The sequence below is a fragment of the Streptomyces sp. Go-475 genome (assembly GCF_003330845.1).
GTDB lineage: Bacteria > Actinomycetota > Actinomycetes > Streptomycetales > Streptomycetaceae > Streptomyces.
Genome location: NZ_CP026121.1, coordinates 7,628,448 through 7,652,429 on the forward strand (window position 1 = coordinate 7,628,448; position 23,982 = coordinate 7,652,429).

General features: G+C 72.3%; 19 protein-coding genes. 10 read left to right on the forward strand and 9 right to left on the reverse strand.

Annotation, left to right across the window (positions count from 1 at the left end; genetic code table 11):
• Nucleotides 1-4: 4 nt before the first annotated feature.
• Nucleotides 5-2,191, forward strand: a complete 2,187-nt coding sequence (locus C1703_RS34625) for a 3-hydroxyacyl-CoA dehydrogenase NAD-binding domain-containing protein (protein WP_114256537.1) — start codon at nt 5-7, stop codon at nt 2,189-2,191.
• Here C1703_RS34625 and C1703_RS34630 read toward each other — a convergent pair.
• Nucleotides 2,177-2,893, reverse strand: a complete 717-nt coding sequence (locus tag C1703_RS34630; RefSeq protein WP_198678350.1) for a MerR family transcriptional regulator — start codon at nt 2,891-2,893, stop codon at nt 2,177-2,179. The two genes, C1703_RS34625 and C1703_RS34630, sit on opposite strands and share 15 nt — an antisense overlap.
• Nucleotides 2,894-3,162: 269 nt before the next feature.
• Here C1703_RS34630 and C1703_RS34635 point away from each other — a divergent pair, with 269 nt between their 5' ends.
• Complete coding sequence (locus C1703_RS34635; RefSeq protein ID WP_114256539.1) at nt 3,163-4,629, forward strand: amino acid permease; 1,467 nt, start codon at nt 3,163-3,165, stop codon at nt 4,627-4,629.
• Nucleotides 4,630-4,665: 36 nt separating this feature from the next.
• On the opposite strand, the gene C1703_RS34640 is transcribed toward C1703_RS34635, so the two are convergent.
• Together C1703_RS34640 and C1703_RS34645 are read right to left on the reverse strand one after the other, a co-directional pair.
• Nucleotides 4,666-5,553, reverse strand: coding sequence for an arginase family protein (locus C1703_RS34640; protein WP_114256540.1), 888 nt, complete (start codon nt 5,551-5,553; stop codon nt 4,666-4,668).
• 176 nt (nt 5,554-5,729) lie between these two features.
• A complete protein-coding gene (locus tag C1703_RS34645) occupies nt 5,730-7,304 on the reverse strand; it encodes a M1 family metallopeptidase (RefSeq protein ID WP_114256541.1) in 1,575 nt (524 codons plus the stop codon).
• A 200-nt stretch (nt 7,305-7,504) separates the two neighbouring features.
• On the opposite strand from C1703_RS34645, the gene C1703_RS34650 reads away from it, so the two are divergent.
• The 3 genes from C1703_RS34650 to C1703_RS34660 all read left to right on the forward strand — a co-directional run bounded on the left by C1703_RS34650 (nt 7,505) and on the right by C1703_RS34660 (nt 12,542).
• Complete coding sequence (locus C1703_RS34650; protein ID WP_114256542.1) at nt 7,505-9,460, forward strand: Xaa-Pro dipeptidyl-peptidase; 1,956 nt, start codon at nt 7,505-7,507, stop codon at nt 9,458-9,460.
• A complete protein-coding gene (locus C1703_RS34655) occupies nt 9,457-10,734 on the forward strand; it encodes a M14 family metallocarboxypeptidase (protein WP_114256543.1) in 1,278 nt (425 codons plus the stop codon). Before C1703_RS34650 ends, C1703_RS34655 begins: the two co-directional genes overlap by 4 nt.
• A gap of 83 nt (nt 10,735-10,817) precedes the next feature.
• Nucleotides 10,818-12,542, forward strand: coding sequence for a BCCT family transporter (locus C1703_RS34660; RefSeq protein WP_114256544.1), 1,725 nt, complete (start codon nt 10,818-10,820; stop codon nt 12,540-12,542).
• A 203-nt stretch (nt 12,543-12,745) separates the two neighbouring features.
• On the opposite strand, the gene C1703_RS34665 is transcribed toward C1703_RS34660, so the two are convergent.
• Nucleotides 12,746-13,696 carry an FAD-dependent oxidoreductase gene (locus tag C1703_RS34665; RefSeq protein ID WP_114256545.1) on the reverse strand — a complete coding sequence of 317 codons (951 nt, stop codon included), beginning with the start codon at nt 13,694-13,696 and terminating at the stop codon, nt 12,746-12,748.
• A 67-nt stretch (nt 13,697-13,763) separates the two neighbouring features.
• Between C1703_RS34665 and C1703_RS34670 the strand changes: the two genes are divergently transcribed.
• Nucleotides 13,764-14,798, forward strand: a complete 1,035-nt coding sequence (locus C1703_RS34670) for an oxidoreductase (RefSeq protein WP_114256546.1) — start codon at nt 13,764-13,766, stop codon at nt 14,796-14,798.
• Nucleotides 14,799-14,811: 13 nt separating this feature from the next.
• Nucleotides 14,812-16,452, forward strand: coding sequence for an ABC-F family ATP-binding cassette domain-containing protein (locus C1703_RS34675; RefSeq protein ID WP_114256547.1), 1,641 nt, complete (start codon nt 14,812-14,814; stop codon nt 16,450-16,452).
• On the opposite strand, the gene C1703_RS34680 is transcribed toward C1703_RS34675, so the two are convergent.
• From C1703_RS34680 to C1703_RS34690, 4 genes are all read right to left on the reverse strand, one after another.
• The gene (locus tag C1703_RS34680) at nt 16,449-17,006 is read right to left on the reverse strand and encodes a putative glycolipid-binding domain-containing protein (protein ID WP_114256548.1); all 558 of its coding nucleotides are present in this window, start codon (nt 17,004-17,006) and stop codon (nt 16,449-16,451) included. The two genes, C1703_RS34675 and C1703_RS34680, sit on opposite strands and share 4 nt — an antisense overlap.
• A gap of 95 nt (nt 17,007-17,101) precedes the next feature.
• Nucleotides 17,102-19,516 carry a Tex family protein gene (locus C1703_RS34685; protein ID WP_114256549.1) on the reverse strand — a complete coding sequence of 805 codons (2,415 nt, stop codon included), beginning with the start codon at nt 19,514-19,516 and terminating at the stop codon, nt 17,102-17,104.
• A gap of 99 nt (nt 19,517-19,615) precedes the next feature.
• Nucleotides 19,616-19,747, reverse strand: a complete 132-nt coding sequence (locus C1703_RS40235) for an LPFR motif small protein (RefSeq protein ID WP_252100478.1) — start codon at nt 19,745-19,747, stop codon at nt 19,616-19,618.
• Between the two features lie 148 nt (nt 19,748-19,895).
• Nucleotides 19,896-20,765, reverse strand: a complete 870-nt coding sequence (locus C1703_RS34690) for a hypothetical protein (protein ID WP_198678351.1) — start codon at nt 20,763-20,765, stop codon at nt 19,896-19,898.
• Nucleotides 20,766-20,879: 114 nt separating this feature from the next.
• Between C1703_RS34690 and C1703_RS34695 the strand changes: the two genes are divergently transcribed.
• A complete protein-coding gene (locus tag C1703_RS34695) occupies nt 20,880-21,839 on the forward strand; it encodes a DJ-1/PfpI family protein (protein WP_114256551.1) in 960 nt (319 codons plus the stop codon).
• A 28-nt stretch (nt 21,840-21,867) separates the two neighbouring features.
• On the forward strand, nt 21,868-22,503 hold the full coding sequence (locus tag C1703_RS34700; protein WP_114256552.1) for a DJ-1/PfpI family protein: 636 nt from the start codon (nt 21,868-21,870) through the stop codon (nt 22,501-22,503).
• Here the strand turns inward: C1703_RS34700 and C1703_RS34705 are convergent.
• Entirely contained in the window at nt 22,490-23,245 is a 756-nt protein-coding gene (locus tag C1703_RS34705) for an enoyl-CoA hydratase/isomerase family protein (protein WP_114256553.1), read from the reverse strand. The two genes, C1703_RS34700 and C1703_RS34705, sit on opposite strands and share 14 nt — an antisense overlap.
• Before the next feature lie 218 nt (nt 23,246-23,463).
• On the opposite strand from C1703_RS34705, the gene C1703_RS34710 reads away from it, so the two are divergent.
• Nucleotides 23,464-23,970, forward strand: a complete 507-nt coding sequence (locus tag C1703_RS34710; RefSeq protein ID WP_114257739.1) for an ATP-binding protein — start codon at nt 23,464-23,466, stop codon at nt 23,968-23,970.
• Nucleotides 23,971-23,982 lie beyond the last annotated feature (12 nt).

Sequence of the window (23,982 nt, forward strand, 5' to 3'; positions counted from 1 at the left end):
CCACATGAGCACTGAGTCCACCACCATCCGCTGGGAACAGGACCGCACCGGCCTCGTCACCCTGGTCATCGACGACCCGAACCAGTCCGCGAACACCATGAACCAGGCGTTCCGCGACTCCCTCGCCGCCGTCACCGACCGCCTGGAGGCCGAGAAGGACACCATCCGGGGCGTCATCATCACCTCCGCCAAGAAGACCTTCTTCGCCGGCGGCGACCTGCGCGACCTCATCCGCGTCACGCCCGAGACGGCCCAGGAGCTGTTCGACGGCGGCATGGCCATCAAGCGGAACCTGCGCCGCATCGAGACGCTCGGCAAGCCGGTCGTCGCCGCGCTCAACGGCGCGGCCCTCGGCGGCGGTTACGAGATCGCCCTGGCCTGCCACCACCGCGTCGCCCTGGACGCGCCCGGCTCCAAGATCGGCTGCCCCGAGGTCACCCTCGGCCTGCTCCCCGGAGGCGGCGGCGTCGTCCGCACGGTCCGCCTGCTCGGCATCGCCGACGCCCTGCTGAAGGTCCTCCTCCAGGGCACCCAGTACAGCCCGCGCCGCGCCCTGGAGAACGGCCTCGTCGACGAGGTGGCCGACAGCCAGGAGGACATGCTCGCCAAGGCCCGGGCGTTCATCGACGCCCACCCCGAGTCCCAGCAGCCCTGGGACAAGCCGGGCTACCGCATCCCGGGCGGCACGCCGGCCAACCCCAAGTTCGCCGCGAACCTGCCCGCCTTCCCGGCCACCCTGCGCAAGCAGACGAACGGCGCCCCCTACCCGGCCCCGCGCAACATCCTCGCCGCGGCCGTCGAGGGCTCCCAGGTCGACTTCGAGACCGCCCAGGTCATCGAGGCCCGCTACTTCGTCGAACTGGCCGCCGGCCAGACCTCGAAGAACATGATCCAGGCGTTCTTCTTCGACCTCCAGGCCGTCAACTCCGGCGCCAACCGCCCCAAGGGGATCGAGCCGCGCCAGGTCCGCAAGGTCGCCGTCCTCGGCGCCGGGATGATGGGCGCGGGCATCGCCTACTCCTGCGCCCGCGCCGGCATCGACGTCGTGCTGAAGGACGTGTCCCTGGAGGCGGCCCTCAAGGGCAGGGGCTACTCCGAGAAGCTGTGCGCCAAGGCCGTCGCCAAGGGCCGTACGACGCAGGAGAAGGCGGACGCGCTGCTCGCCCGCATCACGCCCACGGCCGAGGTCCAGGACCTGGCCGGCTGCGACGCCGTCATCGAGGCCGTGTTCGAGGACACGTCCCTCAAGCACAAGGTCTTCCAGGAGATCCAGGACGTCGTGGCGCCCGACGCGCTGCTGTGCTCCAACACCTCCACCCTGCCCATCACCGCCCTCGCGGAAGGCGTCGAGCGCCAGGCCGACTTCATCGGGCTGCACTTCTTCTCGCCGGTCGACAAGATGCCGCTCGTCGAGATCATCAAGGGCGAGCGCACGGGCGAGGAGGCCCTGGCCCGCGCCTTCGACCTGGTCCGGCAGATCAACAAGACGCCGATCGTCGTCAACGACTCGCGCGGCTTCTTCACCTCCCGCGTCATCGGCCACTTCATCAACGAGGGCGTCGCCATGGTCGGCGAGGGCGTCGAGCCCGCCTCGGTCGAACAGGCCGCCGCCCAGGCCGGCTACCCGGCCAAGGTGCTGTCCCTGATGGACGAGCTGACGCTGACCCTGCCCCGCAAGATCCGGGCCGAGACGAAGCGGGCGGTGGAGGAGGCGGGCGGCACCTGGACGCCCCACCCCGCCGAGGCCGTCATCGACCGCATGGTCGACGAGTTCGGCCGCACGGGCCGCAGCGGCGGCGCCGGCTTCTACGACTACGACGAGGACGGCAGGCGCGCCGGACTCTGGCCGGGCCTGCGCGAGCACTTCACCGAGCCCGGCCACCGAATCCCCTTCCGGGACATGCAGGAACGCATGCTGTTCTCCGAGGCGCTGGACACCGTCCGGTTGCTGGAGGAGGGCGTGCTGACCTCCGTCGCCGACGCCAACATCGGCTCGATCTTCGGCATCGGCTTCCCCGGCTGGACCGGCGGCGTGCTCCAGTACATCAACGGCTACGAGGGGGGCCTGCCCGGGTTCGTGGCCCGCGCGCGGGAACTCGCCGAGCGCTACGGCGACCGGTTCACGCCGCCCGCGCTGCTGGTGGAGAAGGCGCAGCAGGGGGAGCGGTTCAGCGACTCAGCCCGCGGCTGACCCTTCCGGAGGCCCGGTCAGCCACTCGCCCAGCTCTTCCCTCAACGACCGCTGGAAGGCCGTGAGGAGCGCCTGCACCACCAGCGGGTGCATGTGCGCGGACAGGGACCGCACGTCCCGGGCGTCACGCTCCGCCACCTCGCCGCGGAAGAGCTGGGAGAGTTCACGGGCCGCGGCGCGCGTGTGTTCGACGAGAACCGTGCGCGCCGCGGAGATCGCCTCCTGCGAGAGCGGCACGTCCAGCAGGCCGACGCCCAGCCGGAGCAGACCGAGGTCGGCCTCGTAGCCGTCCTCCACGGGCCGGACCACGCCCATCGCGACGAGCCGCTCGACGTCCTCCTCGCCGAGCGGCCGTCCGGCCCGCCGCTCCAGCTCCTGCCGCGTGACCGTCCCGACGGCGTCCGGTGCCCAGGACGCCACCACGGCCCGGTGGATGGCCAGGTCGTGCGCGCTCAGGTCCGGCGGCAGCTGCCGCAGATGACGCTCGATGCCGGCCAGCGTCATGCCCTGCTGCCGCAACTCCTCGATCAGCGCGAGCCGGGCCAGGTGCTCCCGCCCGTAGTGCCCCACGCGCCGGGGACCGAGCACCGGCGGGGGCAGCAGCCCCTTGGTGCCGTAGAAGCGGACCGTACGCACCGTGACACCGGCCCGGGCGGCCAGCTCGTCGATCGTGAGGGTCGGCTGCTCGGTCTCGGTCGTCATGTGCAGCAGTATCGCTGTCTCACCAGTGCTGTGAAACCTCACCGGCACCCCTGGGTGACCGTGCCGTGAACGGCGGACGGCCTCTGTGCGCATCCGAAGTGGACCTTGTGAGAAGTGACGCTCTGTGACGTGGGCCACCGTATGCGACCGGATCGGTGTGGGAAGGTGCTGCCTTGGTCTGTGCCGCGTCACAAGGGTGGTGCGGGCCAACGCACTGTACGGACCCCGGGCCCACGACGTCCGGGGCGATCCAGAGAGTGGAACCACCCGTGAGCAAGGACGCCGTGAACACGGCTGCGGCCACGCCGCGTACCGATGCGGCCCAGGTGCCCGCGGACGCGGGCGACGCCGGCTACAGCAAGGACCTCAAGGCCCGCCACGTCAACATGATCGCTATCGGCGGCGCGATCGGCACCGGACTCTTCCTCGGCGCCGGCGGCCGCCTCCACAACGCGGGCCCGGCGCTGGCGATCGCCTACCTGGTCTGCGGCATCTTCGCCTTCTTCGTGGTCAGGGCCCTCGGTGAGCTCGTGCTCTACCGCCCCTCCTCGGGCTCCTTCGTGTCGTACGCGCGCGAGTTCCTCGGCGAGAAGGGCGCCTACGTCGCCGGCTGGATGTACTTCCTGAACTGGTCGACCACCGGCATCGCCGACATCACCGCGATCGCGCTCTACACGCACTACTGGAGCATGTTCACCGACATCCCGCAGTGGGTGCTCGCGCTGGTCGCCCTCGCGGTGGTGCTGGCCGTGAACCTGATCTCGGTGAAGTACTTCGGCGAGATGGAGTTCTGGTTCGCGATCATCAAGGTCGCCACGCTCGTCGGGTTCATGCTCATCGGCATCTTCCTGCTCGCCACGCAGCAGGAGGTGGGCGGCCAGACACCCGGCGTGAGCGTGATCACGGACAACGGCGGCGTCTTCCCGCACGGCCTGATGCCCGTCGTCCTCGTCATGCAGGGCGTGATCTTCGCGTACGCCGCGCTGGAGCTGGTCGGTGTCGCCGCGGGCGAGACCGCCGAGCCGGAGAAGGTCGTGCCGCGCGCGGTGAACTCGATCATGTGGCGGGTCGGCCTGTTCTACGTGGGCTCGGTCGTCCTGCTGGCCCTCCTGCTCCCCGGTTCGGTCTACTCCGCCGACGAGAGCCCCTTCGTCACGGTCCTGTCGAAGATCGGCGTCCCCGCGGCGGGCGACGTGATGAACCTGGTGGTCCTCACGGCCGCCATGTCCTCGCTGAACTCGGGCCTGTACTCCACGGGCCGGATCCTGCGCTCCATGGCGATGGCCGGCTCGGCCCCGAAGTTCACCGCCCGCATGAACCGCAGCCAGGTCCCCTACGGCGGCATCCTGCTGACCTGCGCGGTGTGCGTGCTCGGCGTCGGCCTGAACTACCTGGTGCCGGCCCAGGCCTTCGAGATCGTGCTGAACGTGGCCTCCCTCGGCATCATCAGCACGTGGGTGATCATCATGATCTGCCACCTGGTCTTCGTCCGCCGCGCCAAGGCGGGCCTGGTCGCCCGGCCCTCCTTCCGCCTGCCCGGCAGCCCGGTCACGGAGATCACCACGATCGCCTTCCTGCTGGCCTGCCTCGGCATGATGTGGAACGACCCCGAGGTCGGCCGCAAGACGCTCCTGCTCATCCCGCTGATCGCGGTCATGCTGGTCGCGGGCTGGTTCGGCATCCGCCGCCGGGTGTCGCAGACGGCGGACCAGGAGCTGTCACGGCTGACGAAGTAGCGGCCCGGGGCCACGGCCGGTGGCCCCACCGCCGGCTCAGTCCCCGCGATCGAAGGCCCCGGCCAGGCAGTCGGCGAGGCGCCGCGTGATCGTGCCGTCGGGGTCCAGGCGGGGGTTGAAGATCGCCACGTCGAGGCCGACGGCGCCGCCGTCGGACAGAGCCGTGCGCAGGACGGTCTCCAGCTCCTGCCAGGTCAGGCCGTCCGGCTGCCGGTAGTCGACGGCGGGCATGAGCGCGTCGTCCAGGACGTCGACGTCGAGGTGGGTCCAGTACCCGGCGCCCGCGCCGTCCCCGGTCAGCAGCCCGACCGCGCGCCGGGCCGCCTCGGTCGCGCCCAGGGCCCGGACGGTGTGCAGTTCCATCGCGTGCAGCGCCTCCGGCAGCGGCTGCATGCCGTACGCCGCGGACTCCTCCGCGTCCCGGAACCCCAGGGCGACGACGTCCTCGTCCCGCACCAGCGGGCCCCGGCCCTCCAGGTCGGCCAGCACGCGCGGCCCGCGCCCGGTGGCCAGGGCGAGTTCCATGGAGGCCACCTCCCCGGCCGGCTCCGCCGAGGGCTGGTAGAAGTCGGTGTGCCCGTCGAGGAACAGCAGACCGTGCCGGTCCCGGCGGCGCAGCGCGAGCAGGTTGCCGAGCAGCACGCTGCAGTCGCCGCCGAGCACGACGGGGAACCGGCCGTCATGGAGGACAGCGCCCACGGCGTCGGCCAGGGCGGCGGAGTAGGCGGCGATGCCGGCCGGGTTGAGGACCCCGGTGTCCGGGTCGCGCTCCGGGTCGTACGGCGGCGGCTCGACCCGGCCCGCGACCTCCGCGTCGAGCGCCTCGGCCAGCCCGGCCCCGAGCAGCGCCTCCGGCAGCTCCTCCACGCCGGTCGGCCGCAGCCCGAGCACGGACGGTGCCTCGATGATCGCCACGTTCCGCACGTCCGGCTCCTCCGTCGGCCGCCCTGTCCACGCCGCCGGGCCCATACGCCGGTGCGTATGGGCCCACCGTAAGCCGCGCGACGGCGTTCAGCAGTCCGGGCTACCGCCCGACCGGGCGGGGCGCGTGAGGCGGCACCGCCCTCTGCGCCCCCGGGCGCCGGCCGGGACGGGCCGTCTCAGTGCTCATGCCCGTCGTGCTCGTGCCCGTCGTGCTCATGCCCCTCGTGCTCGTGCCCCTGGTGTCCACGCCCCCCATGCCCGTGCACCCCGTTGGTCGCCGCGATCTTCTTCCACGACTTCGGCTGCGGCACCGTCCCCTTCTCCCCGGCCTTCGCCACCGCCGCGGCCCGAGCCGCCGGCGCCCCCGGCTTCGACGGCTGGAACAGCCACGTGTCGAACAGGGCGGCCAGGGGCTTGCCGGAGACCTCCTCGGCGTACCGCTGGAAGTCGGAGACCGACGCGTTGCCGTGGGCGTACTTCTGGGGCCAGCCCTTGAGGACGGCGAAGAACGCCTCGTCGCCGATCTCGTTCCGCAGCGCCTGCACCGCCAGGGCGCCCCGGTCGTACACCGCGATGTGGAACTGGTTGTCAGGGCCCGGATCGCCGGGCTTCACCGTCCAGAACGGGTCGTCGGCGGGGTGCGAGGCGTACACGTAGTCGGCGAGTTCCTGCGCCGTGCCCTCGCCCTCGTGCTCGGACCACAGCCACTGCGCGTACCGCGCGAACCCCTCGTTGATCCAGATGTCCTTCCAGCGCTTCAGGGACACCTCGTCCCCGTACCACTGGTGGGCCAGCTCGTGGACGACGAGGGACACGTTCGACCCGTTCGCGAACTGCCGCGGGCTGTAGAACGGCCGGGTCTGGGTCTCCAGCGCGTACCCGGTCGTGGTGTTCGGCACGTACCCGCCGAGCGCGTTGTAGGGGTACGGACCGAAGTACTCGCTCAGCCAGTCCACGATCTCCCCGCTGCGCTCGATGCTCGCGCGGGCCGCGCCGGCGTGGTCGCCCAGGTCCTTGCTGTAGGCGTTGACGACCGGGATGCCGCTCTCGGTCCTGCCGGTCGTGATGTCGAACTTCCCGACCGCCAGCGTGGCCAGGTACGTGGTCTGCGGCTTGTTGGAGCGCCAGTTCCACCGGGTCCAGCCGAGCCGTGAACTCGTCGACTGGAGCGTGCCGTTGGAGATGGCCTGGGTGCCGTCCGGGACCAGCACGGACACGTCGTAGGTGGCCTTGTCGAGCGGGTGGTCGTTGCTGGGGAACCACCAGGCCGCGGCCTCCGGCTCGTTCGCCGCGACGCCGCCGTCCGGGGTGCGGTGCCAGCTGGTGAAGCCGTAGGCCTGCTTCGAGGACGGCACCCCGCGGTAGCGCACGACGACCGTGATCGGCGTGCCCTTGGCCAGCGGCGTCTTCGGCGTGACCTCCAGCTCGTGCTCGCCCGAGGTCGTGAACGACGCCGCGGCCCCGTTCACGCGCACCTCGCTGACGTCCAGCAGGAAGTCCAGGTTGAAGCTGGACAGGTCCTGCGTGGTGCGGGCCACCAGGGTCGCCGTGCCCTCCAGCTCGTCCGTCGCCGGCTGGTACTTCAGCCTCAGGTCGTAGTGGGAGACGTCGTATCCGCCGTTGCCGTAGGCCGGGTAGTAGGGGTCGCCGATACCCGGAGCGCCAGGGGAGCGGGGAGCGGCTGATGCCGGGATCGCCAGCAGGAGGACGGCCGCTGCCAGGGCTCCCGGCGCGATGATTCTGCGGTGCACGCAAGGCTCCAAGTCGTAGGTGCCGAAGTCTGTCCGGAGCCTATTCACTCCCTGTGTCTCTGGTCATGTCCATGGCCCCTGCTGTCACACGATCGCCATTCGGCCGACATGAGGCTCCTGGCCCCTCGGTCGATTCAGGACACGCCGGTCCGTCAGTTGCCCTCTTCTGAACAGGAGTTCACCGATGTAGCGTCCGGCGCATGCCGAAACGCACGCGCTTCACGACCTGGAGACCGCTCGCGACGGCGGCCACGGCCGCCCTGATGGCCACCCTGCTCACCCCGGCGGCCGCACAGGCCGCACCACGCGGGAGCGAACCCGTCTACTCGTACGAGAAGGCCATCCGCGAGGCCGTCTGGGTGGACACCGGACTCGACGGTGACGGCGACGGAAAGGCCGACCGGGTCGCCGTCGACATCGTCCGCCCCCGCGAACCCGCCCGCCAGGGCCGGAAGATCCCCGTCATCATGGACGCCAGCCCGTACTACTCCTGCTGCGGGCGCGGCAACGAGAGCCAGAAGAAGACGTACGACGCGAACGGCGACGTCGTCCAGATGCCGCTGTTCTACGACAACTACTTCGTGCCGCGCGGCTACGCCTTCGTCGGCGTCGACCTGGCCGGAACCAATCGCTCGGACGGCTGCGTCGACGTCGGCGGCCGCTCCGACATCCAGTCCGCGAAGGCCGTCGTCGACTGGCTGAACGGCCGCGCCAAGGCCTACACCACCCGCACCGGCACCACCCGCGCCCAGGCCGGCTGGACCAACGGCCGCACCGGCATGATCGGCAAGAGCTGGGACGGCACCATCGCCAACGGCGTCGCCGCCACCGGCGTCAAGGGCCTGGAGACCATCGTCCCGATCAGCGCCATCTCCTCCTGGTACGACTACTACTTCCAGCAGGGCGCCCCGCTCTACGACTCCGGCCCCGACTGGCTCTCGAACTACGTCAACAGCCCCGACGCCCGCGCCGAGTGCGGTCCCGTCCAGCAGAAGCTCGTCGACGGCGCCCCGCGCACCGGCGACTGGACCCCGCTGTGGACCGAGCGCGACTACGTGAAGGCCGCGCGCAAGGTCCGGGCCAGCGTCTTCCTGATCCACGGCACGCAGGACCTCAACGTCCGCATGAAGCACGTCGGCCAGTGGTGGGACGCCCTCGCGAAGAACGGCGTCGAGCGCAAGATCTGGCTCTCCCAGACCGGCCACGTCGACCCCTTCGACTTCCGGCGCGCGGAATGGGTCGACACCCTGCACCGCTGGTTCGACCACGAACTCATGGGCTACGACAACGGCATCGACCGCGAGCCCATGGCCGACATCGAACGCCGGCCCGACCAGTGGGACACCTCCCGGACCTGGCCGCCCAGCGGCACCCGCGCCGCCACCCTGCGCCCGGACCGGGGCACCCAGGCCGGCGTCGGCACCCTCGGCCTGCACCGCGGCCACGGCACCGAGACCTTCACCGACGACCCGGCGCGCAGCGAGACCGACTGGGCCGCGCAGATCGACACGTCGACAGCGGAGAAGGCCGGGTTCGTCACCGGTCCGCTCACCCGCGACCTGCGCCTGTCCGGCTCCTCCGAGGTCACCGTCACCGCCACGCCCTCCACCCCGACGGCCCACCTCTCCGCCGTCCTCGTGGACGTCGGCCCCGCCACCATCCGCGACTACGCCGACGCCGACGAAGGCATCACCACCCTCCCCGACCGCACCTGCTGGGGCCCGAGCACCCCCGGCGACAGCTCCTGCTTCAAGGAGACGAAGGCGAAGACCGCCGACGTCGACTACACGGTCGTCAGCCGCGGCTGGGCCGACCTCGGCAACCACGCCTCGGACCTCGAGGGCGCCCCGCTCACCCCGGGCAAGCGGTACACGATCACCCTCGACCTGGCGGCCACCGACCACGTCGTGCCCAAGGGCCACCGCCTGGCGCTGATCGTCGCGGGCACCGACAAGGACCTCATCGACCCTCCCGCCGACCGCCCGAAGCTCACGCTCGACCTCTCCCGCACCTCGGCCCGGGTGCCGTTCGTCGGCGGCGCCACCGCCTTCGCGCGCGCCACCGAGGGCGCCGCGTCCGCCACGCCCGACGCCGGCGTCCTGGACGGCGTACGGGAACCGCGCACGACTCACCGCGTCCCGGAGGGAAGCCGGTGATCCGCGTCCGCGCTCTGGTCCTGACCGCCGTCGCACTCGCCGCATCCCTGGTCGCCGTCCCGGCGCAGGCCGCGACCACCGATCCGTCGCCCCGCACCGGCTTCGAGGAGACCGGCGGCGCCCGCTGGACCACCCAGCCCGAGGAACAGGACTTCCTCAAGGCCGTCGACCGGTCGAGCAGCCGCGTCTCCCTGACCCGTATCGGTACGACGAAGCAGGGCCGGCCGCTCCAGCTCGTCCGGATCGGCACCCGGCCCAGCCCCAGCACGGTGCTGCTCGTCTGCGCCCAGCACGGCGACGAGCCCTCCGGCCGCGAGGCGTGCCTGACCACGATCCGCGACCTCGCCCACGCCCGCGACAGCCGCACCCGGCGCTTCCTGGACCGCACCACGGTCCTCGTCGTGCCCACCGCCAACCCCGACGGCCGGGCGGCGAACACGCGCGGCAACAGCGACGGCGTCGACATCAACCGCGACCACCTCGCCCTGCAGACCGCGGAGGGCCGCGCCCTCGCCGCCGTCCTGCGCGACCACCGGCCCGACATCGTGTACGACCTGCACGAGTACGGCGCCACACCCCCCTACTACGACAAGGCCCTGTTCGACCTCTGGCCGCGCAACCCCAACACGCACGACGCGGTCCACGAGGAGGCGCGGACGCTGTCCGAGGCGTACGTCCGGCCGGCCGCGCACCGGGCCGGCCACTCGACCGGCACCTACGGCATCTGGACCGACCCGGTCACCGGCGAGCCGGTCAAACAGGTCGCCGGAGACGGACAAGAGCGCATTCTGCGCAATATGTCCGGCTTGAAACACTCCGTCGGCCTGCTCATCGAGAGCCGCGTCGACCCGCTCACCGACGCCGAGAAGGCGGACGAGGCGCTGAACAACCGGCGCCGGGTGAGCTCCCAACTGGCCGCCCTGAAGGGCTTGTTCGGCTACGCCGATGAGCGCCGCGGCAAGATCGAGGCGGCCACGGACCGGGCCCGGCTCACCGGGTACGCCGCCACCGGCCCGGTCTACGTCGGCGGCGCCGACAACGACCCGCCCGAACCGGCGGAAACCATAACGGACCCACCCTGCGGCTACCGGCTCACGGCCGCCCAGTACGCCGAGGTGGGCGACGAACTCGCCCTGCACGGCGTGCGCGTACGCAAGGACGCCGAGGGCGTGCTCGTCCCCGTGCGCCAGTCCCTGCGGGCGCTCGTCCCCCTGCTGCTCGACGACCGGGCCGAGTACCACCTCACAGGAGGTGCACACGAAACCACGTGCTGAGGGGGGTGAAAATCCGCCACACGTGGTAGCAGCGTTACGGAGGAACCGATCCTTCTCGCAGTCCCCGATGAAAGGTGCCGCCTGTGACGCAAGAACGACCAAGCGACAAGGACTCCCCCGAGGGAGCCGCGCTGCCGGGGTCGGAAGCGGGCCTGCCGGGCCAGACCCGGCCGCAGACCGACCGCATCGTCTTCGGCGTCACAGCGGTGCTCACCCTCGCCTTCGTGGTCTGGGGCGCCGCGGCGACCGACTCGCTCGAAGACGTCTCCACCAGCATGCTCAGCGGCCTGATGCACAACGGCGGCTGGGCGTTCATGCTCGCCGCCTCCGGCTTCGTCGTCTTCGCCCTGTGGCTCGCGATCAGCCGCTACGGCCGTATCCACCTGGGCGCGGAGGGCGAGGAGCCGGAGTTCCGCACGGTCTCCTGGGTCGCCATGATGTTCAGCGCCGGCATGGGCATCGGCCTGATGTTCTACGGCGTGAGCGAGCCGCTGTCGCACTACGGCGCGCCCCCGCCGGGTACGAACCCGGCCGACTCGGGCGATCGCATGGAGACGGCCATGGCCACCACCCTGTTCCACTGGACGCTCCACCCCTGGGCGATCTACGCCGTGGTCGGCCTCGGCATCGCCTACAGCACCTTCCGCAGGCGGCGCCGGCAGACCATCAGCGCCGTGTTCACCCCGCTCATCGGCAAGAAGAACGCGAACGGCGCCGCCGGCCGGGTCATCGACATCCTCGCGATCGTCGCGACCGTCTTCGGGTCCGCCGCCTCCCTGGGGCTCGGCGCGCTGCAGATCGGCTCCGGTGTGCAGGAGCTGAACTGGATGGACAAGGTGAGCACCGGGCTGCTCGTCGCGATCATCGCGGTGCTGACCCTGGCCTTCGTCGCGTCCGCGGTGTCGGGCGTGGAGAAGGGCATCCAGTGGCTGTCCAACACCAACATGGTGCTGGCGCTGGTGCTCGCCCTGTTCGTGTTCGTCGCGGGCCCGACCATCATCGTGCTCGACCTGCTGCCCACGTCCGTCTTCGCCTACCTCGGTGACCTGCCCCAGCTGGCCGGGCGCACCGAGGCCAGCGGCGGCGAGGGCGTCGCGGACTGGCTGGGCAGCTGGACCGTCTTCTACTGGGCGTGGTGGATCTCCTGGACGCCCTTCGTCGGCATGTTCATCGCCCGGATCAGCCGGGGCCGCACCATCCGGCAGTTCGTCGGCGGTGTCATCCTCGTGCCCAGCACGGTCAGCCTGATCTGGTTCGCGATCTTCGGCGGCTCGGCGATGAAGATGCAGGAGCAGGGGCGGCTCGGCAAGGAGGCGACCCCGGAGGGCCAGCTCTTCGGCGTGCTCCAGCAGTTCCCGATCGCCACCGTGACCAGCCTGCTCGTGATGATCCTGGTCGGCATCTTCTTCGTCTCGGGCGCGGACGCGGCCTCGATCGTGATGGGCACGCTGTCGCAGAAGGGCGCGCTCGAACCGGGCCGTCTGGTCGTGGTGTTCTGGGGCGTGGTCACCGGCGCGGTCGCCGCGATCATGCTCATGGTGGGCAGCGGGCAGGGCGACGCCCTGACGGGCCTGCAGAACCTCACGATCCTCGCGGCGGCGCCGTTCGTCGTCGTGATGACCTTCATGTGCGTCGCCCTCATGCGCGACCTGCGCCGCGACCCGGTCATCGTGCGCGAGCAGATGGGCTCCGAGGCCGTCGAACTGGCCGTCATCGAGGGCCACAAGAAGTACGACGGCGAGTTCCAGTTCCGCGTGGGCCCGGGCCGTGGCCCGGACGTGGAAGGCGACCCGATCGGCAAACACTGACGGAGACGACGGAGACGACGGAGAGGCGGAGGCGACCGGAGACGATCGAGCGACCCGGGCGCCTCCAACCGGGTCGCCCGGTCCTGGCGGCCCGGCCTCGGTCGTCCTCGGTCGTCCTCGGCCGACGGGGACCAGAGCCGATGACCAGCCGGGCCACGCCCCCCGCACTCAGCCGGTGACCAGCCGGGCCGCCTCTTCCATGCTCAGCCGGTGACCAGCCGGGCCGCCTCCTCCGCGCAGCCCCACGCCACCGTCACACCCCCGCCGCCATGGCCGTAGTTGTGGACCAGCAGCCGCCCGTCCGGCAGGGCATCGCGTTCCAGGCGGACCGCCGGCCGCGTCGGCCGCAGCCCGACCCGGTGCTCCAGCACCCGCGCCCCGGCCACCTCCGGCCGCAGCGCCGCGCAGCGCCGGACGATCGCCTCGGCCGTCGCGGGGTCGGGCTCCAGGGACCACGCGTCCTCCTCGGTCGTACCGCCGAGGACGAGCCCGCCCGGCTGCGGAAACATGTACGTGTGTTCCCCGGCCTCGTCCTCGGCGACCAGCCAGGTGTCGATCCCGGGGTTCTCCACCACGACCAACTGCCCGCGCACGGGCCGTACGGACGGATCCGGCACCAGCTCCCGCGCGGCGAGCCCCGTGCAGTTGACCACCACGGGCGCGTCGGCCTCCGTCAGGGAGGTCACCGTACGCGTCTCGACGACCCCGCCCGCCGCGACGAACCGCTCCCGCAGCCACGGCAGATGAGCCGGCATGTCGACGAGCGGCAGCCGGGCGTGGATGCCCGTCCCCGGGCCCTCGCCGGCCGTGGCCGCCCGCAGCCCCGGCACCCGCCCCGCCAGCCACCCGTCGACCTCGTCGAGCCGGGTGTCACCCATTACCCCTTCGACCATGCGTACGCCGGCCGGCTCGCTCCCCGCCGCCAGCTCCTCGTACACCTCCAGCGACCGCAGCGCCCAGGTACGGGCCAGCGCGACCGGCTCGATCCGGTACGGCCACCACAGCGCACCGGCAACGGCGGAGGTGGTCGCCTCGACGGCGTCCCGCGTCCAGACCCGCACCCGGCGCCCGCCCTCGGCGAGAACGACGCCGGTCGTCAGCCCCACGACCCCGCCACCGACCACCACGATCTCGTCACTCAGCTCACGTGCCATGGCCCGGACCGTAGCGGAATGTGTCATGCCGTGCTCACATCACGCGCAGTGTGGGGATACTCACAGCATGTGTGCCGCGTACACGACCTTCGGCCTGGCACCCGCGATGCGGGCCGGCGGAGTCCTCACCGACGGTGGCTACCAGGTCCACCGGGACTTCGTCGACTTCATCGTCGACGGGCGCCCGCTGCTGTTCCGGCTCTCCGACCTCGACGCGGTCTCCCCGCTCGCCGCCGACGTACCGCCCGCCATCTTCACCGCGCAGGTCCGCAGCCTGCTCCTGGAGAGCCCGGCGCCGCTGCCCGGCGGCCGGTACGTCGTCTACGGCTGCCCCGAGTGCGAGGACCTGGCCTGCGGGGCCGTCACCGCGGTCATCCTGCGGGACGGGGAGGACTTCATCTGGCGGGACTTCGCCTGGCAGACCGACGACCACGCCGACCTGGAGCGCAACGGCTACCACGGCATCGGCCCGTTCCGTTTCCGCGGCGCCGAGTACCGGGCGGCCCTCGGCGCCCTGCTCAACGGCTCCGCCCCCGACACCCGCCCCCGCGTCCTGCTGATCGGCGCCCGCGTCGCCGTCCTGGCCAAGCTCGCCGCGGCGTTACGCACCATCGGCGTCGGCGCCGACATCGCCCACGACGCCGACGGCGTGCCCGCCGACGAACTGCGCGGCTACGGCGCCGTCGCCTTCGGCCGGGGGATCGCCGAGCAGGAACGTGCCGCCGTCCGCCGCGCCTTCGAACGCGCCCGGGTCCCGGTCGCCTACGTCGACGGTCTCGCCCCGATCGTGCCGCTCCTCGTCGCCCAGATCGAACACGCCCTGGACCGCAGCCCGGCCGGACAACGCCGCCTCACCGCCCTGACCGCCGCCGACGGCGGAGCCGACGTCGAGGTCACCTCCGCCTGCCGGGTCACCCTCACCGCCTACCGCCTCGACCGGCTCTCCCGCACCCACGCCCACGAACTCTTCGACGGCGTCCTGGAACCCGGCCGCCACCGCATCGCCCTGGACACCAAGGCCGTCAAGGGGCAGTCCTTCCTCGTGGCCCGCACCTCCGGGAGCGTCCTGGTGACCGCCGTGGCCCAGGGAGCGGCCCACTAGGATCGGCGCTCTGATGACTGCCACCCTCGTCGCCAAGAACCTCGCCGCCGGCCACGGCGACCGCTCCCTGTTCACCGGGCTCGACCTCGTCGTCGCGCCCGGCGACGTGATCGGCCTGGTCGGAGCCAACGGCGCGGGCAAGTCCACCCTGCTGCGGATGCTCGCCGGACTCACCGCGCCCGAGCAGGGCGAACTGCGCCTGTCCCCGCCGGCCGCCACCGTCGGCCACCTCCCGCAGGAGCCGGAGCGCCGGCCCGGAGAGACCGTACGGGCGTTCCTCGCCCGCCGCACCGGCGTCGCCGAGGCGCAGCGGACCATGGACGAGGCCACGCAGGCCCTTGTCGACGGTGCCCCCGGCGCCGACGACGCCTACGCCACCAGCCTGGAGCGCTGGCTCGGCCTCGGCGGCGCCGACCTCGACGAACGGGCCGAGGAGGTCGCCGACTCCCTCGGCCTCGCGGTGGGCCTGGACCAGCCCATGACGTCCCTGTCCGGCGGCCAGGCCGCCCGCGCCGGCCTCGCCTCCCTGCTGCTGTCCCGCTACGACGTCTTCCTCCTGGACGAGCCGACCAACGACCTCGACCTGGACGGCCTGGAGCGCCTCGAACGCTTCGTGAGCGGCCTGCGCGCCGGCACGGTCGTCGTCAGCCACGACCGCGAGTTCCTCACCCGCACCGTCACCAAGGTCCTCGAACTCGACCTCGCCCAGCAGCAGATCACCCTCTACGGCGGCGGCTACGACGCCTACTTGGAGGAGCGGGACGTCGCCCGCCGGCACGCCCGCGACGAGTACGAGGAGTACGCCGACAAGAAGGCGGCCTTCCAGGACCGCGCGCAGATGCAGCGCTCCTGGATGGACAAGGGCGTGAAGAACGCGCGCCGCAAGGCCGGCAGCGACAACGACAAGATCGGCCGCAAGTTCCGCAGCGAGGCCAGCGAGAAGCAGGCCGCGAAGGCCCGCCAGACCCAGCGCATGATCGAGCGCCTCGACGTCGTCGAGGAGCCCCGCAAGGAGTGGGAACTGCGCATGGAGATCGCGTCGGCCCCGCGCTCGGGCGCCGTCGTCGCGACCCTGCGCGACGCCGAGGTGCGCCGCGGCGACTTCGTCCTCGGCCCGGTGTCCCTCCAGATCGACTGGGCGGACCGGGTGGCGGTGACCGGCGCGAACGGCGCCGGCAAGTCCACGCTGCTCGCCGCCCTGCTCGGCCGCGTCCCGCTCGACGCCGGGCACGCCGCGCTCGGCTCGGGCGTGCTGCTCGGCGAGGTCGACCAGGCCCGCAAGCTGTTCCACGGCGAGGAGTCCCTGCTCGACGCGTTCCGTGCGGCCGTCCCGGACACCGAGCCGGTCGAGGTGCGCACCCTCCTGGCCAAGTTCGGCCTCAAGACGGACCACGTCCTGCGCCCCGCGGCGACCCTCTCCCCGGGCGAGCGCACCAGAGCGGCCCTGGCGCTGCTCCAGGGCCGGGGCGTCAACCTCCTGGTCCTCGACGAGCCCACCAACCACCTCGACCTGCCCGCCATCGAACAACTGGAGTCGGCCCTCGACGCCTACGAGGGCACCCTCCTGCTGGTCACCCACGACCGCCGCATGCTGGACGCCGTGCACGTGACGCGCCGCCTGGAGGTGGCGGACGGCAAGGTGACCGAGCGCTAGACAGCGGCCAGACGCCTGGCGAGGGAGGGGTAGTCGACGACGAACCCCTCCTCGTCGAACTCCAGGTCGCTGTGGAAGTCACCGGAGGCGTACCGGACCCGCCCGGGCCGGAGATGCGTGTACGTCTGCCGCGACGGCCGCACCGTCAGGTCCGGCACGGACACCCAGGCCATCAGCAACTCCACCTCGCCCGGCCCGCGATGCAGCCCGTGCCGCAGCACCGGCATGCTGTTGGTCAGCGGAGACAGCCCGAGATCGCAGTCGAGGGCTCCGTCGACGGCCGGGAGCCGCTCGCCGTCCACGGTCCACGCGCCTCCGCCGTCGTGCCGCAGATCGAGCGTGCGGCTGCCGGCGCCGGACTCGACCGTCACCCGCAGCCGACGGGTGACCAGCCCGTCGCCCGCGTCGAGGTCGTACGTGACCCAGTAGGGCTCCGGATCGGTCCCGACGGCCCGCCCACGCGCCCGCAGCACACCGTCGCCCGCCTGGGCCCAGGCGGTCTCGAAACCCCGGCTGGCGGACACTTCCCAGGTGAGGATGCGTGCAGCAGACATAACGCCCAGTCTAGATCCGTCCCCTGAGGGGCGCGGGGAACTGCGCGACCGGCCACGACGGCCCCGCAGCTCCGCACTGCCGACCGGCGCAGCCGTCAGCGCTTGCCGTTCTTCTGGTCCAGCAACCCGGCCCGGCGCAGAGCATCGGCCATCGCACTGTTCGCCGGCGCCGGCGCCTGACGCGACCCGCCGCCCTGGCCGCCGCGACCGCCGCCCTGGCCGCCGCGACCACCGCCCTGCCGCTGCTGCGGCGGCCGCCCGCCCCGCTGCCGGCGCTCGCCCGGGCCGCCGGCCTGGCCGCCCTGCGGGGCCGCCTCGTCGTCCAGCCGCAGCGTCAGCGAGATCCGCTTGCGCGGGATGTCGACGTCGAGGACCTTCACCTTGACGATGTCGCCGGGCTTCACCACGTCCCGCGGGTCCTTGACGAACGTCTTCGACATCGCGGACACGTGCACCAGGCCGTCCTGGTGGACACCGACGTCCACGAACGCCCCGAACGCGGCCACGTTCGTCACGACGCCCTCCAGGACCATGCCGGACGACAGGTCGGAGATCTTCTCGACGCCCTCCTTGAAGGCGGCCGTCTTGAAGGCCGGACGCGGGTCGCGGCCCGGCTTCTCCAGCTCCTTGAGGATGTCGGTGACGGTCGGCAGACCGAACGTCTCGTCCACGAACTCCTGCGGCTTCAGCGAACGCAGCACCGCCGTGTTGCCGATGAGGCCGGCGACCTCCTGCCCGGTGGTCTTGACCATGCGCCGGACCACCGGGTACGCCTCCGGGTGCACACTGGACGCGTCCAGCGGGTCGTCACCGCCGCGGATCCGCAGGAAGCCCGCGCACTGCTCGTACGCCTTCGGGCCGAGGCGCGCCACCTTCTTCAGCTCGCTGCGGGACTTGAACGGCCCGTTCGCGTCCCGGTGCGCCACGATGTTCTCGGCGAGTCCGGAGGTGATGCCGGAGACCCGGGCGAGCAGCGGCGCCGACGCCGTGTTGACGTCCACGCCCACGCCGTTCACACAGTCCTCCACCACCGCGTCCAGCGAGCGCGACAGCTTCACCTCGGACAGGTCGTGCTGGTACTGGCCGACACCGATCGACTTCGGGTCGATCTTCACCAGCTCGGCCAGCGGGTCCTGGAGGCGGCGGGCGATCGACACGGCGCCGCGCAGCGACACGTCCATGTCGGGCAGCTCCTGCGAGGCGAAAGCGGACGCCGAGTACACCGACGCGCCGGCCTCGGACACCATCACCTTCGTGAGGTTCAACTCCGGGTGCCTGGCGATCAGTTCCCCGGCGAGCTTGTCGGTCTCGCGCGAGGCCGTGCCGTTGCCGATGGCGATCAGCTCGACCGCGTGCTCCTTCGCCAGCCGGGCCAGCTTGGCGATGGCCTCGTCCCACCGGTTGGCCGGGACGTGCGGGTGGATGACGTCCGTGGCGACGACCTTGCCGGTCGCGTCCACCACGGCGACCTTCACGCCCGTACGGAAACCGGGGTCCAGGCCGAGCGTCGCGCGGGTGCCCGCCGGGGCCGCGAGCAGCAGGTCGCGCAGGTTCGCCGCGAAGACCCGCACCGCCTCGTCCTCGGCGGCCGTGCGCAGCCGCAGCCTCAGATCGATGCCCAGGTGGACGAGGATGCGGGTGCGCCACGCCCAGCGGACCGTGTCGGTCAGCCACTTGTCGGCGGGGCGGCCCCGGTCGGCGATCCCGAACCGGTTGGCGACGATCCCCTCGTACGACGACGGGCCGTCCGTCGGCTCCTCGGGTTCCAGGACGAGGTCGAGGACCTCCTCCTTCTCGCCGCGCAGCATCGCGAGGACGCGGTGCGAGGGCAGCTCCGTGAACGGCTCGGCGAAGTCGAAGTAGTCGGCGAACTTGGCGCCCGCCTCCTCCTTGCCCTCCCGCACCTTGGCGGCCAGCCGCCCGCGCACCCACATGCGCTCGCGCAGCTCGCCGATCAGGTCGGCGTCCTCCGCGAACCGCTCGGTGAGGATGGCCCGGGCGCCGTCGAGGGCGGCCTGGGGATCGGCCACGCCCTTGTCCGCGTCGACGAACGCGGCGGCCGCGGCGAGGGGCTCGACACCCGGATCGGCGAGCAGCCCCTCCGCCAGCGGCTCCAGACCCGCTTCGCGCGCGATCTGCGCCTTCGTGCGCCGCTTGGGCTTGTACGGGAGGTAGATGTCCTCCAGGCGCGCCTTCGTCTCGGCGGCCCGGATCCGCGCCTCGAGTTCGTCGGTGAGCTTGCCCTGCTCACGCACCGACTCCAGGATCGCGGCGCGCCGCTCCTCCAGCTCCCGCAGGTAGCGCAGCCGCTCCTCGACCGTGCGCAGCTGCGCGTCGTCGAGCATCTCGGTCGCTTCCTTGCGGTAGCGGGCGATGAAGGGCACCGTAGAACCGCCGTCGAGCAGTTCCACGGCAGCCCTGACCTGCCGCTCCCGTACGCCGAGCTCCTCGGCGATCCTGCCTTCGATGGACCCTACGCTGATGGACCCGTTGGACCCGGGTGTCGTCACGATCCCGTACCGCCTTCTCCACTGAGGTTGCGCGGCAATTGTGGCAGGTGACACCGACACTCGGGGATCAGGGCGGCACGCGGCAGGCCGGCGGCCGGGTCAGGCCCTGCGGCTGCGGGTGGAGGACGAGGCCCCGCCGAAGAGCCGGGCCAGGGCCCGGAAGGGCAGCGTCACGACGGTGGCGATGGCCCCGCCGATCTGGCGCAGCACGTCTGCGATAGCACGGAACACGTAATTCCCCTTTCCTCTCCCGACCGCACCGGCCGGGAGAGACCGGGTACCTCGCCGACGCCCCACCATGCGTCACGGCCGAACACATGTACCCGGCAGTGCTCGAACGGGAGCGCAGTGGTCCTCGGGGCGGCCCTGGAAGCGCCCCTCAGCCCTTGCCGATGAGATCCGCCGGGAACGCCCCCGCCCCGAGCGCCGCGCGCGCGAACGCCCCGCCCAGCTCGGTCAGCCGGGCCACGCCCTCCGCACCCAGATGCTCGTAGGGGGCCCGGTCCAGGCGGTCCGTCTCCTGCTCGATCTCCTGGCGCAGGGCGGCACCGCGCTCGGTGAGCTCGCCGGCCGCGTCCAGCAGCCCGCGCTCACGCAGGCGGTCCCTCGTCGCGTCCCACTCCTCCTGGGTCCAGCCCCGGGTGCCGAACACCCACTTCGGTGTCATGCCCTTGCCCGTCGCCGTATGGGTCACCAGCGCTTCCAGCCCGTCCAGTCCAGCGGACACCAGAGCGGCCAGGTGCCCATCGCCCCGGTGCTCGCGCAGCAGCGTCGCCGCGTGCCAGTACGCGAGGTGCGGCTCCTCGGGGACGGGCAGGTCGGCGTGGGCGGCGTACAGCGGCCGCGCCTCACGGGAACAGGCCTCGGCGGCGCGCAGCGCGAGCCGCGCGGCCTCGGCCATCTCCGCCGACGCCACGGCCTCCTCGCCCAGCAGCCGGCGCAGCGTCGCGTCGACCGCACGCGCGCGTGCCGCCAGCACCCGGCCGGGCGTGGCGCTCTCCCAGACCGCCGGCACGTGCCGGGCGACCAGCTCGTACTTGTAGTTGTAGAAGGCCGCCGCGACCACCCCGGCCCCGACCGGCCCGAGGGCGGCGGCGCGCACGGCGAAGTTCACGGCCCGGGGGTCGGTGACCCCGACAGCACCCAGTTCGCGTCCCAGGTCGGGCGAGAAGTAGTGCGTGGAGTGCAGGGAGTTGAGCACGTTGTGGCAGCGTCGGCCGGCGCGCGGCTCGAGGGCGGCAGTCGTCATGACGGGCACGTTACCAACCGCTTGGTATGCCCTCTGTGGTCGTGCGGGCCATGGCAGGAAAGGTGGGGAACTCGTCATTGCGGCCGTCGTCCGCGCTCCCGAAGAATCGACGGCATGGCCCAGCACACCGTTCTCGCCGTGCTCTTCGACGGCGTGCAGAGTCTCGACGTCACCGGGCCCGTGGAGGTCTTCGCGGGCGCCGAGCTGTATTCCCCGGGGACGTACCGGATCCGCACGGCCGCCCTGGACGGCAGGCCCGTGCGGACCACCAGCGGCCTGACGCTCGTCCCCGACGAGTCCCTGGCCACGGCGCACGACCCCGACATCCTGCTCGTCCCCGGCGGGACGGGCAGCCTGCGGCCCGACCCGCGCCTGGTCGACTGGGTGCGCGAGCACGGGCCGCGCGCCGCGCGCCTGGTCTCCGTGTGCACCGGCGCGGCCGTGCTCGCCGCGGCGGGCCTCCTCGACGGCCGCCGCGCCACGACCCACTGGGCGTACTGCGACCGGCTCGCCCGCGACCATCCGGCCGTCGAGATCGACCCCGACCCCGTCTACGTACGAGACGGGCACATCGCCACCTCGGCCGGTGTCACCGCCGGCATCGACCTCGCCCTCGCCCTGGTCGAGGAGGACCTGGGCCGGGACGCCGCCCTCACCATCGCCCGGCACCTGGTGGTGTTCCTGCGCCGGCCCGGGAACCAGGCGCAGTTCAGCGCCCAGCTCGCGGCCCAGACCGCACACCGCGAGCCCCTCCGGGACGTCCAGCGGTTCATCGGCGAGCGCCCGGACGCCGACCTCTCCATCGCCGCCCTCGCCGCCCGCGCCCGCCTCTCACCCCGCCACTTCGCCCGCGCCTTCCGCGCCGAGACCGGCATGACGCCGGGCCGCTACGTGGACCGCGTCCGCCTCGAACACGCCCGCCGCCTGCTGGAGGACACCTCCGACGGCGTCGAGGAGATCTCCCGCGCCAGCGGCTACGGCACGCCGGAGGCCATGCGCCGCGCCTTCGTCAAGGCCCTCGGCACGCCCCCGGCGGAGTACCGCCGCCGCTTCCGCCCCGCGTCGACGCCCTGAGCCCGTCGCACCCATCAGAAGGGACCCCATGCAGATCGCCATCGTCCTCTACGACCGCTTCACCGCCCTCGACGCCGTCGGCCCCTACGAGACCCTCGGCCGGATCCCGGACGCGGAGACGGTCTTCGTCGCCGAGGAGTCCGGCCCGGTGCGGAACGACTCGGGCAACCTCGCGCTCACCGCCGACCGGGCCCTGGCGGACGTACCGCACCCCGACATCATCGTCGTCCCCGGCGGCCCCGGCCCCCTCCCGCTGGCGGCCGACGGGCCCCTGCTCACCTGGCTGCGCACCGCCGACGCCACCAGCACCTGGACGACGTCCGTGTGCACCGGCTCCCTGCTGCTCGCCGCCGCCGGACTCCTCCGGGGCCGCCGCGCCACCTCCCACTGGCTGGCCCTGGAGGAGCTGAGGCGCCGCGGCGCCGAGCCCACGGGGGAGCGGGTCGTCACCGACGGCAAGTACGTCACCGCGGCCGGCGTCTCCTCCGGCATCGACATGGGACTGACTCTCCTCGGCCGCATCGCCGGCGACACCCACGCGCAGATCGTCCAGCTCGCCACCGAGTACGACCCGCAGCCGCCCTACGACGCCGGATCGCCCGAGAAGGCCCCCGCGCACGTCGTCGAACTGCTCCGGTCGCACGCCGGCCTCACCCTGACGTAGGCACGCTCCAGCCGAACCGCGGCTGCCTGCGCTCCAGGAACGCGGCGACACCCTCCGCGGTGTCGCCGCTCGCGCGCGCCTGCCCGGCCCAGTGCGCGTCCCGGTCCGTACGCCCGTCCGCGAACTCCTTGGCCGCCGCCTGGGTCAGCTGTGAACGGGACACCAGGATCCGGGTGAACTCGGCGACCCGCTTGCCGAGTTCACCCTTGGGCAGCACCTCGTCGACGAGGCCGGTGCGCAGCGCCCGCGTCGTGTCGATCAGCTCGCCGGAGAACAGCAGGTACTTGGCCGTGGCCGGCCCCACCAGGGACACCAGGCGCCGGGTCGAGGACGCCGGGTAGACGATGCCGAGCTTCGCGGGCGTCACCCCGAACAGCGCGCCTTTCTCGGCGAACCGCAGATCACAGGCCGCCGCGAGCTGTGCCCCGCCGCCCACGCAGTGACCGCGGATCGCCGCCACGGTCGGCTTGGGGAACGCGGCGAGCGCCTCCTCGGCCCGCACGGCCAGCCCCTGAGCCTCCTCCGGCGAGCCCCGCAGCGTCGAGATGTCGGCCCCGGCGCAGAACGTCCCGCCCTCGCCGGTCAGCACCAGTGCCCGCACGGCCGGATCGCCCGCCGCCTGAGCCAGCAGCGGCGGCAGGGCGCGCCACATCGCGGCCGTCATGGCGTTGCGCTTCCGCGGATGGCGGATGACGACCGTCGCCACCGAGTCGGCGACGCTGTACTGCACCTGCGGTTCCATGCGCCGGATGCTATCCGGATGCCAAACCCGTACAACCCGAATAGTTCGCCGAGACGGCACAACAGGGACAGGAGCAGTCCCACAACTGACCGTGTCATACGCCAACGGTCAGAAGTGCTCGATAGTTGCTGACTTCTGTTCAGGCCTGGGGTGCGGAGCGCATCGTTACCAACACTCGAGGTGTGGCGACAATCGAGCGCGAGGGTGGCGACCGGACGATGGACGACGACGGGCGCGGGTTCGGCCCACGCCCAGAGGGCGGCGCGGCGCCCCTCGGCCCCGGGCCCGTGGATCCGCTGCCGTACGAAGGGGTCTGGCGCTTCACCGCACCCGCGGTCGACGCCTCGGTGCCGCAGGCGCGGCACGCCGTACGGGACCTGCTGCTGCGTCAGGGGGTGCCCGTCTCGGACGACCTGGCCCAGGGGCTGCTGCTGATCGTCTCGGAACTGGTGACGAACGCCGTGAAGCACGCGGCCGTCCTGTCGCCGACGATCGCCGTCGAGGTGGCCGTCGGCGCCGAGTGGATCCGCGTGGCCGTGGAGGACAACCACCCCTACCGGCCGACGGCCCTGGAGGCCGACCACGGCCGGACCGGCGGCCGCGGACTGCTCCTCGTCCGCGAGATCACCCACGAGGCGGGCGGCGCCTGCGAGGTCGAGTACACCGCGAGCGGCGGCAAGGTGATCTGGGCCGCCCTGCCGCTCAAACCCGCGCGCTACTCCTAGGGGGTGTCCGGG